The organism is Nonomuraea sp. NPDC059007, from assembly GCF_042740555.1.
In the GTDB taxonomy this organism is placed as follows: domain Bacteria; phylum Actinomycetota; class Actinomycetes; order Streptosporangiales; family Streptosporangiaceae; genus Nonomuraea.
On record NZ_JBHYJD010000080.1, the window covers coordinates 1 to 17,358 of the forward strand.

At 70.9% G+C, this 17,358-nt stretch carries 12 protein-coding genes; 11 read left to right on the top strand and 1 reads right to left on the bottom strand.

What is annotated here, in order from left to right:
• Positions 1–295: 295 nt before the first annotated feature.
• The 11 genes from ACFWY5_RS54925 (at position 296) to ACFWY5_RS54975 (ending at position 16,590) form a co-directional block, all read left to right on the top strand.
• Positions 296–1,513, top strand: coding sequence for an ROK family protein (locus ACFWY5_RS54925; protein WP_379639924.1), 1,218 nt, complete (start codon positions 296–298; stop codon positions 1,511–1,513).
• Entirely contained in the window at positions 1,510–2,448 is a 939-nt protein-coding gene (locus ACFWY5_RS54930) for a carbohydrate ABC transporter permease (RefSeq protein WP_379639925.1), read from the top strand. Before ACFWY5_RS54925 ends, ACFWY5_RS54930 begins: the two co-directional genes overlap by 4 nt.
• The gene (locus ACFWY5_RS54935) at positions 2,441–3,247 is read left to right on the top strand and encodes a carbohydrate ABC transporter permease (protein WP_379639926.1); all 807 of its coding nucleotides are present in this window, start codon (positions 2,441–2,443) and stop codon (positions 3,245–3,247) included. The genes ACFWY5_RS54930 and ACFWY5_RS54935 overlap by 8 nt, the downstream gene beginning before the upstream one ends.
• A 13-nt stretch (positions 3,248–3,260) precedes the next feature.
• Positions 3,261–4,517, top strand: coding sequence for an ABC transporter substrate-binding protein (locus ACFWY5_RS54940; RefSeq protein ID WP_379639927.1), 1,257 nt, complete (start codon positions 3,261–3,263; stop codon positions 4,515–4,517).
• A gap of 31 nt (positions 4,518–4,548) precedes the next feature.
• Positions 4,549–5,619, top strand: coding sequence for a glycoside hydrolase family 15 protein (locus ACFWY5_RS54945; RefSeq protein ID WP_379639929.1), 1,071 nt, complete (start codon positions 4,549–4,551; stop codon positions 5,617–5,619).
• The gene (locus ACFWY5_RS54950; protein WP_379639930.1) at positions 5,616–7,892 is read left to right on the top strand and encodes a TIM-barrel domain-containing protein; all 2,277 of its coding nucleotides are present in this window, start codon (positions 5,616–5,618) and stop codon (positions 7,890–7,892) included. Before ACFWY5_RS54945 ends, ACFWY5_RS54950 begins: the two co-directional genes overlap by 4 nt.
• 14 nt (positions 7,893–7,906) lie before the next feature.
• On the top strand, positions 7,907–11,146 hold the full coding sequence (locus tag ACFWY5_RS54955) for a TIM-barrel domain-containing protein (protein WP_379639931.1): 3,240 nt from the start codon (positions 7,907–7,909) through the stop codon (positions 11,144–11,146).
• Positions 11,143–13,974, top strand: coding sequence for a TIM-barrel domain-containing protein (locus ACFWY5_RS54960; RefSeq protein ID WP_379639933.1), 2,832 nt, complete (start codon positions 11,143–11,145; stop codon positions 13,972–13,974). The genes ACFWY5_RS54955 and ACFWY5_RS54960 overlap by 4 nt, the downstream gene beginning before the upstream one ends.
• Before the next feature lie 85 nt (positions 13,975–14,059).
• On the top strand, positions 14,060–15,322 hold the full coding sequence (locus ACFWY5_RS54965) for a serine/threonine-protein kinase (protein WP_379639934.1): 1,263 nt from the start codon (positions 14,060–14,062) through the stop codon (positions 15,320–15,322).
• A 173-nt stretch (positions 15,323–15,495) separates the two neighbouring features.
• Positions 15,496–15,627 (top strand): hypothetical protein, encoded by a 132-nt coding sequence (locus tag ACFWY5_RS54970; RefSeq protein WP_379639935.1) that lies wholly within the window; start codon positions 15,496–15,498, stop codon positions 15,625–15,627.
• A 12-nt stretch (positions 15,628–15,639) separates the two neighbouring features.
• On the top strand, positions 15,640–16,590 hold the full coding sequence (locus ACFWY5_RS54975; RefSeq protein WP_379615009.1) for a hypothetical protein: 951 nt from the start codon (positions 15,640–15,642) through the stop codon (positions 16,588–16,590).
• Here ACFWY5_RS54975 and ACFWY5_RS54980 read toward each other — a convergent pair.
• Positions 16,576–17,289 carry a hypothetical protein gene (locus tag ACFWY5_RS54980; RefSeq protein ID WP_379615007.1) on the bottom strand — a complete coding sequence of 238 codons (714 nt, stop codon included), beginning with the start codon at positions 17,287–17,289 and terminating at the stop codon, positions 16,576–16,578. The two genes, ACFWY5_RS54975 and ACFWY5_RS54980, sit on opposite strands and share 15 nt — an antisense overlap.
• Positions 17,290–17,358: the final 69 nt, after the last annotated feature.

The window sequence follows — 17,358 nt, forward strand, 5'->3', positions numbered from 1 at the left end:
CGCCGGGTCCCGTCCGGCGGGGGCTTCGCGGTTTTACGCCGACGCGCCCCCCAGCTCGTCTTCGCTGGCACTGGCCGGAGCGGTGCGGTCGCTGACATCACCGCCTCCGCCACAGCCAGTACCGCCCCCGTGTCCCCCGTGCTTCCACCTTGCCGACGCCCGCCCGGACGGAACACCTCTAACCTTCCAGGTTCACAAAAGTCCGCACATCTCACCTCTTGACAGGTGAGGAGCTCCGGCCGCATATTTTCACCACTAACTTTATGACTAAAGAAAGTCGAGGGCAGTCGAAGGAATGGCAGGCACAGACCGCGGCGACCTCACCCGGACGGCGATCCTCGCCCTGCTGGGCACGGTGGGACCGCTGAGCCGTACCGAGATCGCACGGGAGCTGGACCTCAGCCCCGCGAGCGTCACGCAGCTCACCCGCGAGCTGATGGGCTCGGGCATGCTGGAGGAGCTCGACCTCAAGCCGTCGCGCGGCGGCCGGCCCGCGCAGCGGCTCGGCCTCGTCGGCAGCGCGGGCCGGGCGCTCGGCGTGAAGGTGACCGCCGACCACCTGGTGCTCGTGGACGTCCGGCTCGACGGCGAGGTGCTCGGCTCCTGGGAGCGGCCCTTCGACCCGGCCGCCCCCGGCTGCCTCGACGAGCTCGGCGCGGCCATCGCCTCGGTGCTGGAGGAGATCGACGGCGCGCCGCCGCTGCTCGGCGTCGGCGTCGGGGTGCCGGGCAGCGTCGAGGACCAGGCAGTCGGCACCGTGAACGCGCCCACGCTCGGGTGGCAGGCCATGCCCGTCGGCGACCGGCTGCGCCGCCGCCTCGACCTGCCGGTGCTGGTGGAGAACGACGTCAACGCCCTCGCCGCGGCCGAGCGCCTGTACGGCAGAGGCCGCACCCACCGCGACTTCCTCGTGCTGACGATAGGCCGGGGCGTCGGCGCCGCCGTGGTGGCCGACGGGCGCGTGTACCGCGGCGCCAGGGGCGGCGCGGGCGAGTTCGGCCACGTCCCCGTCGCGCCCGACGGGCCGGTGTGCGGGTGCGGCGCGACCGGGTGCCTGGAGGCGTTCGTGGGCGCGGCCGGCCTGGCCGCCGCCGCCCGCGCCAAGGGCCTGCGGACCGGTGACCCGGCGCGGGTCACCGAGGGCGCGGCGATCAGGGAGCTGGGACGGGCGGCGGTCCACCCCGGCCCGGCGCGCGAGGTGTTCACCAACGCGGCCGCCATCCTCGGCCGCGCCACCGCCGGGCTCGTGAACGTGGTGGACCCCGAGGTCGTGGTGGTCCTGGGCGAGGGCACGGCGCAGTGGGCGCACTGGAGCGAGAGCTTCCACGCCACGCTGCGCGCGCACCTGCTGCCGGGCCGGCGCGACATCGCGGTCGAGGTGGAGAGCTGGGACGACACGAGCTGGGCGCAGGGCGCGGCGGCGCTGGTGCTGGCCACCCCGTTCGACGCGGCGGGGGCGGCGGGCGAGCAGGGCCGCCTGGTACGCGCCCGGCTGATAGGAGCCGCGACATGACCGGCCCCCAGACCACGACGGCGCCCAAGACAGCGGTCCCGGCGGCCCCCATGAAGCCCGTCTCACCCAGGCGCGGCGGCAAGTGGCGCTACGCCGGAACCGTGGCCGTCTTCCTGCTGCCCAGCGCGATCCCCCTGATGCTCTACACGATCATCCCGATGCTGGGCTCACTCTGGACGAGCCTGCACGAGTGGGACCTGATCACCGACATGCGCTGGGTCGGCCTCGGCAACTACGCCGAACTGCTGGGTGACCCCCAGACCCTGACCGCGTTCGGCAACACCCTGTACTTCATCGCCGGCTACCTCCCCCTCGTCTACGCCGGCGGCCTGGGCCTGGCGCTGCTGCTCAACCGGGCGATGCGCGGCAGGAGCCTGATGCGCGGCATCTACTTCCTGCCGGTGATCACCAGCTGGGTGGTCGTGGCGTTGATGTGGAAGTGGCTGCTCAACCCGGCCAGCGGCCTGGTCAACTGGGCGCTCGGGCTGGTGGGCGTCAGCGGACCCGGCTGGTGGACCGACCCCGACTGGGCGATGCCCTCGGTGATCCTGGCCTCGGCCTGGAAGGACCTCGGGTTCGTCATGGTGATCCTTCTGGCGGGCCTGCAGGCGATCCCGAAGGAGTACCAGGAGGCGGCGCTCGTGGACGGCGCGTCGGCCTGGCAGCGCTTCCGGCGGATCACGCTGCCGCTGCTGTCGCCCTCGACGTTCTTCGTGGTGGTGATCTCGCTGATCAACGGCTTCCAGGTCTTCGACCAGGTGCGGATCATGGCGGGCGGCAACGCGCAGGTGGTGGTCACGCAGATCTACGACCTGACCTTCCGGTACGGCAGGGCGGGCATGGCCTCGGCCCTTTCGTGGCTGTTGTTCATCGTGGTGCTGATCGTGACGGCCGTCCAGATCAGGGCCCAGCGCAGGTGGGTGACCTATGGGTAGGGCAGCCAGGTATCTGCTGGTGGCGCTGGGCGCGGCGGTGATGTTGTTCCCGTTCGCCTGGGCGGTCATCACCTCGCTGACGCCGGGTGACGCGGTGCTGGCCGTACCGCCGGACTTCACGCCGGACGGCGCGGGCCTCGACGCCTACCGCAAGCTGATGGAGACGCTGCCGTTCTGGCGGATCCTGGTCAACAGCGTGTGGATCGGCGTGGCCTCGACGGTGCTGCAACTGCTGACCAGCGCGACGGCCGCCTACGCCTTCGCCAGGCTGCCGTTCCCCGGGCGCGGGGCGCTGTTCAGCGTGTATCTGGCGACGCTGATGATGCCACTGCCGGTGCTGGTCGTGCCGCTGTTCATCGAGATGCGGACGCTGGGCCTGGTCGACACCTACTTCGCGCTGCTGGCGCCGACGATCGCCTCGGCGTTCGGGGTGTTCCTGCTGCGCCAGGCGATCAACCAGGTGCCGAAGGAGTTCGACGAGGCGGCCGTGCTGGACGGGGCCGGTCATTTCCGGATTTTTCTGTACATCGTGTTGCCGCTGATCCGGCCGGCGCTGGCGACCTTCGCCATCTTCGGTTTCATGGCCAGCTGGAACAGCTACCTGTGGCCGCTGATCATCATCAAGTCGCCGGAGTTCATGACGCTGCCGCTCGGCCTGGCCACGCTCCACGGCCAGTTCACGACGCAGTGGGACGTGGTCATGGCCGGCTCGGTGGTCAGCGTGGTGCCCATCCTCATCCTCTACGTCTTCGCGCAGAAGCACGTCATCGCCAGCGTGGCCCAAACCGGGCTCAAGTAAAGGAACTACGGATATGTCGCGAAAGATCATGACCACCCTGGTCGCCACCGCGCTGCTGGCCACCGCGTGCTCCCAAGGATCGGCCACCAAGGCCCCCACCGGCGAGGGCGGCAAGACGACGCTGCGCTACTTCACCTTCTCCGCCGCCCCCGACCACGTGAAGGACCTCGACGCGATCACCGCGGCCTTCGAGAAGGCCAACCCGACCATCGACGTCGTGGTGGAGACCGCCCCCTACGAGCAGTACTTCACCAAGCTCCAGACCAGCATCGCCGGCGGCACCGCCCCCGACACCTTCGAGCTCAACTACGAGAACTTCGTCACCTACGCCGGCGCCGGCTCCCTGCTCGACCTCGGCGCGGTCGCGGGCGACGGCGACAGCTCCGCCTACGCCGCCGAGTCGCTCAACTCCTTCAAGCACGACGGCAAGCAGTACGCGCTGCCCGCCTCCTTCTCGACCGTCGTGCTCTTCTACAACAAGGACCTGTTCAAGAAGGCCGGGATCGAGCCGCCCACCGCCGACTGGACGTGGGCCGACGAGCAGGCCGCCGCCGAGAAGCTCACGGACAAGAAGGCCAAGGTGTACGGCGACTACCAGCCGGTCCAGTTCTTCGAGTTCTACAAGACGCTCAAGCAGGCCGGCGGCGAGTTCCTGTCGGCCGACGGCAAGAAGGCCACCTTCAACAGCCCCGCCGGCGTCAAGGCCGCCACCTGGCTGGTGTCCAAGGTCGGCAAGACCATGCCCACCGAGGCCGAGATCGGCGGCACCGCCGACTACGACACCAACCTGTTCAAGTCCGGCAAGCTCGCCATGTGGCACAACGGCATCTGGCAGTTCGCCGGGCTGAAGGACGTGCCGTTCGAGTGGGACGTCGTCGTCGAGCCCGGTGACTCGGCCAAGGCCAGCGCCGTCTTCCACAACGCCGTCGCCGCCTCGGCCACCACCAAGAACGGCAAGGCCGCCTACGCCTGGGCCAAGTTCCTCAGCTCCTCCGACGTCGCGGCCAATACCCGCATCGCCTCCTCGTGGGAGCTGCCGCCCGTCTCCGACCGGCAACTGCTGGCCGGATACCTCAAGGATCCCAAGCCCGCCAACCGGCAGGCCGTCTTCGACTCGCTGAAGTCGATCGCGCTTCCTCCGGTCATCAAGCGCCAGCAGGAGATGCAGGACGCGGTGACCAAGGAGCTGACCGAGGCCGCAGCCGGCCGCAAGCCCGTCGAGGAAGCGCTCAAGTCCGCCGCCGCCAAGGTCGACGCCCTGCTGGGCTGACCGAACAGATCTGCTGAGGAGTTCCGCACCCGTGTCCCTCGTCGCCCACAGCCTCGACGTGATCCGCAGGTACCAGTCGTCCAGCGGGGCCTACCCGGCCTCGCCGTCCTTCTCCGCCTACCAGGGCTTCTCCTGGCTGCGCGACGGCGCGTTCATCGCCGAGGGGGTGAGCAGGCACGGCGACGCCGACGGCGGCGCCGCCTTCCACCGCTGGTCGGCGGGCGTCATCGCGGACCGCGCCGGGCAGGTCGAGTCGCTGATCTCCCGCGAGGGCCCGATCCCGCCCGGCGACATGCTGCCCACCCGCTTCACCCTCGACGGGCTCAACGGCGACGACGGGTGGTGGGACTTCCAGCTCGACGGCTACGGCACCTGGCTGTGGGCACTGGCCGAGCACACCCGCCGCCACGGCGCGGTGCCGGAGACCGAGAAGGGCGTGCGCACCGCCGCGCGCTACCTGTCGGCCTTCTGGTCGCTGCCCTGTTACGACTGGTGGGAGGAGAACGTCGAGCGGCGGCACGTCGCCACGCTCGGCTCCATTCACGCCGGTCTGCGGGCCGCGCGGGCGCTCGGCGTGCTCTCCCCCGCCGAGGGTACGGCCGCCGCCGAAGCCGTGGCCGGGATCGAGGCGCTCGTGTCGGCCGAAGGCGTGGTGGACGGACGGCTGCGCAAGTGGCTGGGCAGCGACGCGGTGGACGGCAGCCTACTGGCCTGCGTGGAGCCGTTCGGCCTCTACCCCGTCGATCATCCGGTCGGCGCGGCCACGGTCGCCGAGGTGGAGCGGCAACTGGCCCGCGACGGCGGCGTCTACCGCTACCTGAAGGACACCTTCTACGGCGGCGGCCGCTGGGTGCTGCTGGCCGGATTCCTCGGCTGGAACCACGCCCGGGCCGGACGGCCGGAGAAGGCCCGCCGCTACCTGGACTGGATGGCCGCCCAGGCCACCCCTTCCGGCGACCTGCCCGAGCAGGTGTCCGACCTGCTGCTGGCCCCCGAGTACGAGCAGGAGTGGCTGGACCGCTGGGGCACCGTGGCCACGCCGCTGCTGTGGTCGCACGGCATGTACCTGATCCTCGCCGACGAGCTGGGAGTCTCCTCATGATCCGCCACCGGCCCTTCGGCTCCGGCCACCCGTACGCGCTGACCGAGGACCAGCGCGTGCCCGCCGCGCCGCTCGCGGGTGAGGTGGTCGAGCTGCGGGTGCGGGCGTCGGCCAAGGTCAGCGCGATCGAGTGCGAGTGGCACGAGGAAGGCGCCCCCGCGATCAGCCTCGCGCTGACCCGCGCCGGCGACACCCAGCCCGCCGGCACCCAACCCGGTAACACCCAACCCGGTAACACCCAACCCAGCGACGCCCAGGCCCACAGTGACCAGCCCGACGGCGAGAAGCCCGATGGTGGGCAGGCTGACGGTGGGCATCTGGCCGCCGCGCAGGCGAGGGCGGCGCGGGCCGCGGCGGGGTCGTGGTGTGTCACCACTCCGGCGCTGGAGGCGGGCAGGCGGTACCGCTACCGGTTCCGGGCGCGGCTGGCGGACGGCGGCAGCCGTACGAGCAGATGGTTCGAGGTGACGGCGGCGGTCTGGTCGGAGGGCGGCGGGAAGCTGCACGGCGAGCGGATCGTGCCGGGCAGCGTGCGGTGGCTGAGCGACGGTGACGGCGTGCGGCGGGTGCGGTTCGAGCTGGAGCTGGACCGCGGCGAGCACGTCGTCGGGTTCGGGGAGCGCTTCGACGCCGTGGACCAGCGCGGGCGCGCGCTCGACGCGGTGGTGTTCGAGCAGTACAAGGCGCAGGGCGAGCACGGCCGCACCTATCTGCCGATGCCGTTCGCCCTGGTGGTGGGCGGGCGCGGCTGGGGCTTCCACGTGGTCACCAGCCGCCGCACCTGGTACGAGATCGGCGACACGATCCGGGTCGAGGCCGAGGTCGGGCCCGAGGCGGAGCTGACCGTGCGCACCTACGACGGCGCCCCCGCCCGGGTGCTCGACGCCTTCCTGGACGACGCCGGGCGGCCGGTGGAGCTGCCCGCATGGGTGTTCCGGCTCTGGGCCAGCGGCAACGAGTGGAACACCCAGGAGCGGGTGATGGCCGAGATGGACCGGCACCGCGAGCACGACATCCCGGTGGGCGCGCTGGTCATCGAGGCGTGGAGCGACGAGAGCACGTTCACCGCCTTCCGCGGCGCCGTCTACGAGCCGGCCGAGGAGCCGCACCGCTACGCCGACTACACCTTCCCGGCCGACGGCCCGTGGCCCGACCCCAAGGGCATGGTCGACGAGCTGCACGAGCGCGGCGTGAAGGTGCTGCTGTGGCAGATCCCGCTGCAGAAGACGCGCCCGCACCCCCGGCATCAGGCGGCGGTGGACGCGCGGCAGCTCACCGAGCGCGGCTACGGCGTGAAGGAGGCCGGCGGGCGGCCCTACCGCAACCGCGGCTGGTGGTTCCCGCTGGCGCTGATGCCCGACCTGTCCTCGCCCGAGGTCCGTGACTGGTGGACGGCCAAGCGCCGCTACCTGGTCGAGGAGGTCGGCGTCGACGGCTTCAAGACCGACGGCGGCGAGCACGCGTGGGGCCACGACCTGCGCTACGCCGACGGGCGCTCGGGCGCGGAGGGCAACGGGCTGTTCCCCGTGCACTACGCGCGCGCGTTCGGGGACCTGCTGCGGGCCGCCGGCAAGGCGCCGGTGACGTTCAGCAGGGCCGGGTTCACCGGGTCGCAGCCGCACGGCGCGTTCTGGGCCGGGGACGAGGACTCGACCTGGCCGGCGTTCCGCAATTCGATCAGGGCCGGGATCACCGCCTCCGCCTGCGGGATCGTCTACTGGGGGTGGGATCTGGCCGGGTTCTCCGGTGAGGTTCCGGGGGCTGAGCTGTATCTCAGGGCGGCGGGGACCTCGTGCTTCATGCCGATCATGCAGTACCACTCGGAGTTCAACCACCACCGCACGCCGAGCCGGGACCGCACGCCGTGGAACGTGGCGGAGCGCACCGGTGACGACCGGGTGCTGCCCGTCTTCCGCCGGTTCGCCCATCTGCGCGAGCGGCTGGTGCCGTACCTGGTGGAGGAGGCGCGCAAGGCGGTCGGCGGCGGCGCGCCGCTGATGCGGGGGCTGTTCTTCGACCACCCGGACGATCCGGCGATCTGGCGTTTCCCGTTGCAGTACAAGCTGGGGGACGCGTTGCTGGTCGCGCCGGTCACCGAGCCTGACATTTCGGAAATCTCGGTTTATCTACCAGAAGGCGCGTGGGTCGACGTCTGGACCGGCACGCGCCTCGACGGCGGGCAGGAGGTCACGCTGCCCGCTCCCCTCGACCGCCCGCCCGTGCTCTGCTCCGCCGAGCGCTGGCCCGAGCTGTCCGCCGTCTTCTCCGTCTGAGAGGTGCTCCACCCGTGATCCGCTTACGGTCGGGCGTCGTCGTCGCGGCGATCGTCCTGCTTGCCTCCCTCGTCGCCGTCCCCGCGTACGCCCTCGACGGCGTCTTCCACCACCCGACCGGCATCGACGACCTGTACTCCAGCGAGCCGCACGAGCGCACGCCGCGCGACCCGATGGCCGGGGAGGCGGTGACGGTCAAGGCGACCACCTGGCCGATCGAACCCGGCCAGACCGTCTGGGCCACCTGGACCAAGAACGGCGTCAACCAGACCCCGGTCGGCGCCGCCTGGGACTACAACAGCGGCAACAACAGCTACTGGAAGATCAACCTGGGCAGCTTCGCCCGCGGCGACAAGATCAGCTACACGGTCAACGCGGACGTGAACGGCGGCGGGCAGAAGTCCGTGGGCCCGTTCCCGTTCACGGTCACCTCGTGGAGCTCGCCGACCAACGTCACCGGCTTCACCAACAACGGCACCTCGGTCGACGTGACCACCGGCGACAGCGGGGGCGGCTTCACGCCGAAGATCCGCTTCGCCTTCCCCGCCGCCGAACGTTTCCGCAGCCAGGTGGCCCCGAACGGCCAGGGCCTGAACATCTCCGGCACCTCCGGCTACACGGTGACCGACTCGGCGGGCACGCTGACGATCTCGACCAGCGCCATGGTCTTGAAGATCCAGAAGTCGCCGTACCGGCTGTCGGTCTACAAGTCGGACGGCACCACGCTGATCACCCGCCAGGACGCGGCGAACCTGCGCTGGGCCGGCGACGGCGCCACGACCGTGACCAAGATCGAGGACGCGTACAGCTCGCCTTCGGGCGAGCGCTTCGAGGGGTACGGCGAGCGCTACGACCGCCTCGACCAGCGCGGCACCGAGGTCCACAACTACGTCTACAACCAGTACCGCGACCAGGGCGCCACCCGGCGCACCTACCTGAGCGTCCCGTTCTTCCTGAACTCGGCCGGCTACGGCCTCTACGTGAACACCAGCCGCTACGCCCGCTTCGCCCCCGGCGACCGGGCGGCCTTCACCGTGGACACCGGCGGCGCCCTGAACTCCACCCTCGACTACCACGTCTTCACCGGCACCCCCGCGAAGATCGTCGACGACTACACGGCGGTCACCGGCCGCCCGCAGCTGCCGCCCAAGTGGGCGTTCGGCGTGTGGATGTCGGCCAACGAGTGGAACACGCAGGCCGAAGTGGAGAGCGAGCTCGACAAGGTCGCCACGAACAAGATCCCGCACACCGCCCTGGTGCTGGAGCAGTGGAGTGACGAGGCCACGTTCTACGTCTGGCACGGCGCCACGTACACGCCGACGCCCGGCAGCGGCAAGCTCTCCTACGCCAACCTGACCTTCCCCGCCGGCACCGCCTGGCAGAACCCCAAGGCCATGGTCACCAACGCCCACAACAAGGGCGTGAAGGTGATCCTCTGGCAGATCCCGGTGCTCAAGGAGAACTTCGACAGCAATCCGCCGACCGCCCCGCAGCAGCACCTCAACGACAGGGCCTACGCGCAGGCGCAGAACTACGTCGTGAAGAACCCGACGAACGGCCCGTACCGCATCCCGACCGGGCAGTGGTTCGGCGACAGCACGGTGCCGGACTTCACCAGCGCGGCGGCGACCAACTGGTGGATGAGCAAGCGCGACTACCTCATGGACGAGGTGGGCATCGACGGCTTCAAGACCGACGGCAGCGAGGCGATCTTCGGCAGGGGCGTGCAGTTCGCCGACGGCCGCAAGGGCGACGAGATGCACAACGCCTACCCCAACAGCTACACCCAGGCCTACAACGCCTACGTCAAGGGCAAGAACGCGCAGAACACGATCTTCAGCCGGGCCGGCACCGCGGGCGCGCAGGCCAACTCGATCTTCTGGGCGGGTGACCAGAACTCCAGCTTCCCCGCCTTCCAGGAGGCGGTGCGGGCGATGATCTCGGCGGGGCAGTCGGGCGTGCCGTACACGGCGTGGGACCTGGCCGGCTTCACCGGCGACTTCCCGAGCGCGGAGCTGTATCTGCGGAGCGCGGCGCAGGCGGTGTTCTCGCCGGTCATGCAGTACCACTCGGAGAAGGCCAATCCGTCGGTCTCCGAGGCGCGCACGCCGTGGAACGTGCAGGCGCGCACCGGCAACAGCACGGTCGTGCCGACGTTCCGCAAGTTCGCCAACGTGCGGATGAACCTGATCCCCTACCTCTACACCGAGGCCAAGGCGAGCTCGGTCACCGGCGCCCCGATGATGCGCGCGATGAGCTACTCCTTCCCCGGTGACGCGACGGCCGCGGCGCAGGACCAGCAGTACATGTTCGGCTCGCAACTGCTCGTGGCGCCGGTCACCGCGCAGGGCGCCTCGTCCAGGAACGTCTACCTGCCCGCGGGCGAGTGGTACGACCTGTGGAACGGCGGGCGCTTCACCGGTCCCGGCACCAAGACGTACGCCGCCGGGCTGGACACGATCCCGGTCTACGCCAAGCCGGGCGCGATCATCCCGCTGAACCTCAACGCGGACTACGAGCTGGGCGGCGAGATCGGCAACAGCGTCTCCAGCTACACCAACCTCGCCTTCCGGATTTATCCGGCGGGGTCCACCTCGTACTCGTATTTCGAGGATTCGGCGGGCGTGAGCCGTACCATCTCCAGCGCCGAGAACTGGGCCGCGCACACCGCCACGATCACGGTCCCCGCGCTGACCACCACGAGCACGCTGCAGGTGGCCTCCACCAAGCCCACCACGGTCACCGGCGCGACGGCGCGCGCCACGCTCGCCGACCTCAAGGCGGCGTCGGAGGGCTGGTGGTGGGACCCGGTCCAGCAGCTCACGCACGTCAAGCTGGCCAGTGCCACCGGCAACCGCACGATCGTGCTCAACGGCGTGGACAAGGCCGCCTACGAGGCCGAGTTCGCCGCCGGGACCGGCACGAGCACCAACAACAACCACCCCGGCTACACCGGCACCGGCTTCGTGGACGGCTTCGCCCAGGCGGGCGACGCGGTCACCTTCCAGGTGAAGGCGGACGCGGCGGGCAGCCACCAGCTGAAGTTCCGCTACTCCACGACCGTCGCGGCCACCCGCACCGTGTACGTGGACGGCGTCTCCGCCGGCACCCTGTCGCTGCCCGCCCAGCCGAACTGGGACACCTGGGGCACCGCCACGCTCCCGGTCAGCCTGACCGCGGGCGCCCACACCATCAAGATCGAATACGCGAGCAACGGGATCAACCTCGACAACCTGGTGGTGGCCCGGCCATGAGACGCGTCCTGATCCTCCTGGCCGCGTTGCTGGCCCCGCTGCTCGTCGCCCTGCCCGCGCAGGCGGCGGTGCAGCGGGTCCAGTTCACCAGCGGCTCGACCTACCTGATCGTGGAGTTCCTCGACGACGACCTGGTGCACTTCGAACTGGCCAACGGCACCAGCCCGGGGACCGGCGCGCCGCTGTTCACCACGCCGCAGATCGCCAAGAAGGACTACACCGGCCCGACCAGCTTCAACCAGTCGGGCAACACGCTCACCACGGCCGCGATGAAGGTCGAGGTCACCCCCGGCACGCTGTGCGTGAAGGTCTCCGACCCCACCCGTCAGCTGTACGAGGCCTGCCCCCGCAACCTGGGCCAGGCGTGGAAGGGCCTGAGCCTCACCAAGGGCCAGATCCAGAACGCCTACGGCCTCGGCGAGCAGTTCTTCATGGGCGGCAGCGCCGACGGCGACTGGGTGGGGCGCACCCGCACCCCCGGCGGCCAGTACGGCAACGCCATGGCCTACGACACCGACAACGGCCCGGTCGGCAACGCCCAGATCCCGGTGCTGTTCGCGGTCGGCGCGGGCAACCTCAACTACGGCCTCCTGCTCGACCAGGTCTACAAGCAGGAGTGGAACCTGACCGGCGACCCCTGGACGGTCGACACCTGGGGCGACCAGCTCCGGTGGTACACGATGACCGGCGCGGACCTGCCCGACCTGCGCAAGGACTACCTGGAGCTGACCGGCCGCCCGCCGGTGCCGCCGAAGAAGGCGCTGGGCCTGTGGGTGTCGGAGTTCGGCTACGACAACTGGGCCGAGATCGACAACCGGCTCACGGGCCTGCGGACGGCGAAGTTCCCGGTGGACGGCTTCGTGCTGGATCTGCCGTGGTTCGGCGGGGTGACCGCCGGTTCCGACAACACCCGCATGGGCTCACTTTCCTGGGATACGTCAGACTTCCCCAACCCATCTGCCGCTATTTCCGATTATCAGGCGAACAAGGGCATCGGCCTGATGACCATAGAAGAGTCCTATATCGGGAGGAACCTGCCGGAGCACTCCGACATGGCCACCCGCGGCTACCTCAACCGGGCCGGCTGCGCGACCTGCCTGCCCGCCTACCTCACCACCAACGACTGGTGGGGCCGCGGCGGCATGATCGACTGGACCCAGGACGCCGCCGGCGACTACTGGCACACCACCAAGCGCAAGCCGCTGATCGACCAGGGCGTCCAGGGCCACTGGCTCGACCTCGGCGAGCCCGAGATGTACGACGCGGGCGACTGGACCGCCGGAGTCCTGCCCGGCAAGCACGCCCACGCCGACTACCACAACGTCTACAACCTCAAGTGGGCCGAGAGCATCGCCCGCGGCTACGCCGGCGGCACCACCAAGCGCCCCTTCCTGCTGGCCCGCTCCGGCGCCGCCGGCATGCAGCGCCACGGCGTCGCCATGTGGTCGGCCGACATCGGCTCGAAACTGACCGCGCTGGCCCAGCAGCAGAACGTCCAGATGCACATGTCGATGTCCGGCATCGACTACTTCGGCTCCGACATCGGCGGCTTCCGCCGCGAGATGCTCGACTCCGACCTCAACGAGCTCTACACCCAATGGCTGGCCAACGGCGCCTGGTTCGAGGTGCCGGTCCGCCCGCACACCGAGAACCTGTGCAACTGCGCGCAGACCTCCCCCGACAAGATCGGCCACGTGGCCAGCAACCTCGCCAACCTCCGCCAGAGGTACGAGCTCACGCCCTACTACTACTCGCTCGCGCACCGGGCCAACCGGACCGGCGAGCCGCTGGTGCCACCGCTGGTCTACCACTACCAGAACGACCCGAACGTCCGGGAGATGGGCAGCGAGAAGCTCATCGGCCGCGACCTCCTCGTCGGCGTCGTGGCCGGCAAGAACGAGCGCAAGAGGAACATGTACCTGCCCGCGGGGACATGGTTCGACTACCGCACGGGCGAGAAACTGACCAGCACCGGCCAGTGGTTCAACGACCGGCCGCTGTGGGTCGGCGGCGAGTTCCGGCTGCCCGCCTTCGCCAGGGCGGGGGCGATCATCCCCAAGATGTTCGTGGACGACAAGACCATGAACGTGCTGGGCAAGCGGACCGACGCCACCACCCGCGACGAGCTGGTCGCCCGGGTGTACGCAGATCCGGCGGCCTCGAACTTCACCCTCTACGAGGACGACGGGGCCACCACCGCCTACCAGGGCGGGGCCGTACGGACGACACAGCTCGGACAGCAGCTCAGCGGGTCGGCCGCGACCGTCACGGTGGCCGCGTCCAGCGGCACGTACACGGGCGCGCCGGCCGCGCGGCGCAACGTCGTCGAGCTGGTCACCGACACCCAGGCCTCGGCGGTCACGCTGAACGGCACGCCGCTCACCCAGCACGCGAACAAGGCCGCCTTCGACGCGGCGGCGAGCGGCTGGTACAACGCGGGCGGCAACCTCGTCGTGGCCAAGTCGGCGACCGTGAGCGTCACCACAGCCAAGACGTTCGTGTTCACGCTCGGCCAGGCGCCGGTGTCGATGACGTTCTCCTGCGCCAACGGCACCACCACGCCCGGCCAGTCCGTCTACGCCGTGGGCAGCGTCCCGCAGCTCGGCAGCTGGTCGGTGGCCAGTGCGGTCAAGCTGTCGCCGACGGCGTACCCGACCTGGACCGGCACGATCGGCAAGCTCCCGCCGAACACCCCGGTCGAGTGGAAGTGCGTCAAGCGCCAGGAGGCCGGTTTCCCCGACACCGCCGACCAGTGGCAGCCGGGCGCCAACAGCGCCTTCACCACCCCCGCCACCGGCAGCGGCGGGACCACCACCGGCGCGTTCTGAACAATGCGGGCGCTCCCCTCTTCCGGGGGGCGCCCGCTTCTTGATTCCCGCGTGGCAGGCAGGCGCCGGTGTTAGCGTTGAAGGCGTGCTCGGCTCGGGGACCACACTCAACGATCGCTACCGGCTGACCACCCGGATCGGCGGTGGCGGCATGGGCGAGGTCTGGCGTGCCACCGACACGGTCCTGGGCCGCGAGGTCGCGGTCAAGGTGCTCACCCCCGCCCTGAGCGAGAACGCCACCTTCGCCCAGCGTTTCCAGAACGAGGCGCGGGCCATGGCCACCCTGCGTCACCCCGGCGTCGTCGACGTCTACGACTACGGCCTGGCCCAGGTCGGCGAGCGCCCCCTGAGCTACCTGGTGATGGAGTACGTCGAGGGCGAGTCGCTGGACCGGGCGCTCGATCGCGAGCCGCTCACCCCCGCCCACACGATGCGGCTGGTCGCCGAGGTGGCCGACGCGCTGTCGGCGGCCCACGCGCAGGGCATCGTGCACCGCGACGTCAAGCCGGGCAACCTGCTGCTGCGGCCCGACGGCCGGGTGGCGCTGACCGACTTCGGCATCGCCCACTCGGTCTCGGCGGGGCAGCTCACCGCCACCGGCGCGATGCTCTGCTCGGCTGGCTACTGCGCGCCGGAGATGGCCACCGCCAGCGACGTCACGCCCGCCGTCGACGTCTACGCGCTGGGTGTGGTGTCCTACGAGTGCCTGACGGGGCGGCTGCCGTTCGACGGCGACACCCCCGTGCAGATCATCTACAAGCACCTGCACCAGCCGCCGCCCACGCTGCCCGACGACATCCCGCCGGGTCCGCGCGCCGTGGTGGCCAGGGCGCTGGAGAAGACGCCCGACCGGCGCTGGGCCTCGGCCGCCGACATGGGCGAGGCCGCGCGCAGGGCGCTGGCCGACCCGCACGCCTCGCCCGCGCCGCGCCGCCGCCGGGCGCTGGTCGGCGCGCTGACCGTCTCGGCCGCGGTGCTGGCCACGGCGGCCGTGGTGGGCTCCCTGTGGTTGCGCCCGGTGGCGCCGCTTGAGCAGCAGCGCATCCTGCCGCCCGGCGGCAACGCCACGGTGACGCCGCCGGCCGAGCGCGAGCAGGTCAAGGGCAAGCCGGCGCTGCCGCCCGCCAAGACCTCCCCCACTCCCAAGCCGACCCCGACGGCCACGAACGAGCCTGAGCCGACGCCGACGGAGCCGACCCCCACGGTCACTCCCACCGCCGAGCCGACCCCGACCGTGGAGCCCACGCCCACGGCCGAGCCCACGACGCCAGGACCGGAGGAGCCGACTGTCGACCCCACCGGCCAGCCGGGCGAGATTCAGTGCGTCCGTGAGCCCTGCCCGTCGTGATGGGTGGTGCCCGACTTCGGGTTCTGATCTGTCCAGTGCATATCCATGACAGCTAGTGCATCGCTCCGGGGCCCTGCGGACCATCTCTAAGCTTGCAGGGTGACCGTCAGAACAGACCACGCGCTCCCGCCGACCGAGCAGGGCGACCCGCACACCCGCGCCGGTGGGGCCTGGTGACGAGCAACCTCGGCCTCGGCCGCGAACACACCCTGACCCGCGACCACGCCCAGGCCATCACCCGGTTCGAGCGGGCGCCGGCGATCGCCACCGACCTCGGGGCGACGCGGGTGGCTTCCGAGCCGTGAGAGAGTGATCGCGTGGATACGACTCGTGATCTGCTCGTCGCGCTGGCCCGCCGCTATGCCTTCGCCGACCTCGGAGCACTCGCCTCGGACGAGGAGGTGGCCGCCGTGTGCGAGTTCGGACAGCGGCTGCTCTCCCTGGACGCCGAGGACTTCGCCGTCGAGGCGCGGGGCGTGCCGGCCGACCTGAAGCGCCGGGCGCGGGCCTGCCACATGCCGCAGACGCCCCGTGAGACGCCGCGCGGCGCCCTGGAGTCGCTGCGCCCCGCCTATGGCCTGCTGCTGGAGGTCATCGCGATCCGGTGGCACCGGCGCGAGCTGAGCCCGATGATCGCCGCCGTGCACATCGCCAGCGAGTACCTGCCGCTGCTGGCCTTCGAGCCGCAACTGGGCCACGCGGGCGACCCGGCGCGCTGGCCGGACGGGCTGAGCGCCGACGGCAGCAGGTTCGGCGTGATCGGCGACCGCGACTGCGACCACACCAAGTCCGAGCAGTCGGCGACCAACCGTACGCTGCGGGTGGCCGGTGAGCCGCCCGAAGGCTGGCGGGCCTACTTCGACCGCCAGCACAGCCAGGTCGCCGGCGCGCTCGCGGTGTGCGTGGCCACCTGCCGCAAGCCGTGCACGGCCATGGACTGGATCGCTCCCGAGCCGCGCCGCGAGCTCGGCACCCGCGCCCGCAGCGCGCTCGCCTTCGCCGAGACCCCTCTGGTACGGCTGCGCCACGCCGCCCCGGTGGGCCACGGCTTCGGCGTGCCCTCCCCCGAGGAGGTGCTCGACGCGTGGGAGCGCAGCCGGGGAGCGCTGGACAAGAACGACGTCGGGGCGGCGGCGCTGAAGGACGACGGCTTCCCGCTGCCGGGCCTGCCCTCGTTGTTCTCCGCGATCGCCGACCACCCGATCGTGCCCGCGACCCTGCTGAAGGGCGTCAGCGATCACGTGGCGAGCCTGCTAGTCCGGGGGTAGCAGGACCAGGTGCGCGGGGGTGATCAGGCCGAAGCGCAGCGCGTGCTTGACGATCGAGCGGGGCTTCCAGTCGACGCCGGCGCCCTGGCCGGGCGGCTGGAGCCGGAATTTCGTGCCGGCCAGGAAGTCCACGTGGTAGTTGACGGCCGAACGGCTCAGTCCGAGGGCGGCCAGCCGCCGGCGTACCTCGGGGATGCTCGGCACGCGGTCGCGGGCGGGGTCGCGCAGCTGAGGCTCGCACAGTGCGGCGAGCACGAGAAAGTACTTGGCCGCGGGGTCGAGCGGGTAGGGCTGCTGGGTGCCGGTGGCGCCGCAGGGGTCGTGTTCGGTCGCCAGGCGGCGTTTGAGCGGGGCCAGCACGAGGAAGGTGAGCTGGTCCTGGCGGCCGGGCACGCGGACCCTGGCGGTCTCGAACGGGATCGGCGCGTCGACGGTGCCCGGTGACAGCCGGACGAATCCGCCGCCTTCCAGGTTCTCCACGACGTAGGCGTAGCGGCGCGACAGGTTGGAGATCTCCCAGTAGTCCTTGACCGCCCGCAGCAGCCCCGCCTCGCGCGAGACGGCCGGGTCGTCGAGCGGCAGGTCGACCGGGGTGCCGGCGGCGCCGCGGCCGAAGGTGATCGATTCCCCTGGCCGCAGGTGCCGGGTCTCGACGGCCGTGCTGCCCTGGAAGTCGCGCTGAACCGTGATCACTTCCACGACCGGAGCATAGGCCGCCGTCGCGCGTGACATAACGTCATCTTCTTGCCATTGGCCGCAACAGCACTG

Bases quoted from the DNA above. Each gene is read 5' to 3' on its own strand.
- ACFWY5_RS54925 (WP_379639924.1), top strand. From the start codon at position 296: ATGGCAGGCACAGACCGCGGCGACCTCACCCGGACGGCGATCCTCGCC.
- ACFWY5_RS54930 (WP_379639925.1), top strand. From the start codon at position 1,510: ATGACCGGCCCCCAGACCACGACGGCGCCCAAGACAGCGGTCCCGGCG.
- ACFWY5_RS54950 (WP_379639930.1), top strand. From the start codon at position 5,616: ATGATCCGCCACCGGCCCTTCGGCTCCGGCCACCCGTACGCGCTGACC.
- ACFWY5_RS54960 (WP_379639933.1), top strand. From the start codon at position 11,143: ATGAGACGCGTCCTGATCCTCCTGGCCGCGTTGCTGGCCCCGCTGCTC.
- ACFWY5_RS54935 (WP_379639926.1), top strand. From the start codon at position 2,441: ATGGGTAGGGCAGCCAGGTATCTGCTGGTGGCGCTGGGCGCGGCGGTG.
- ACFWY5_RS54940 (WP_379639927.1), top strand. From the start codon at position 3,261: ATGTCGCGAAAGATCATGACCACCCTGGTCGCCACCGCGCTGCTGGCC.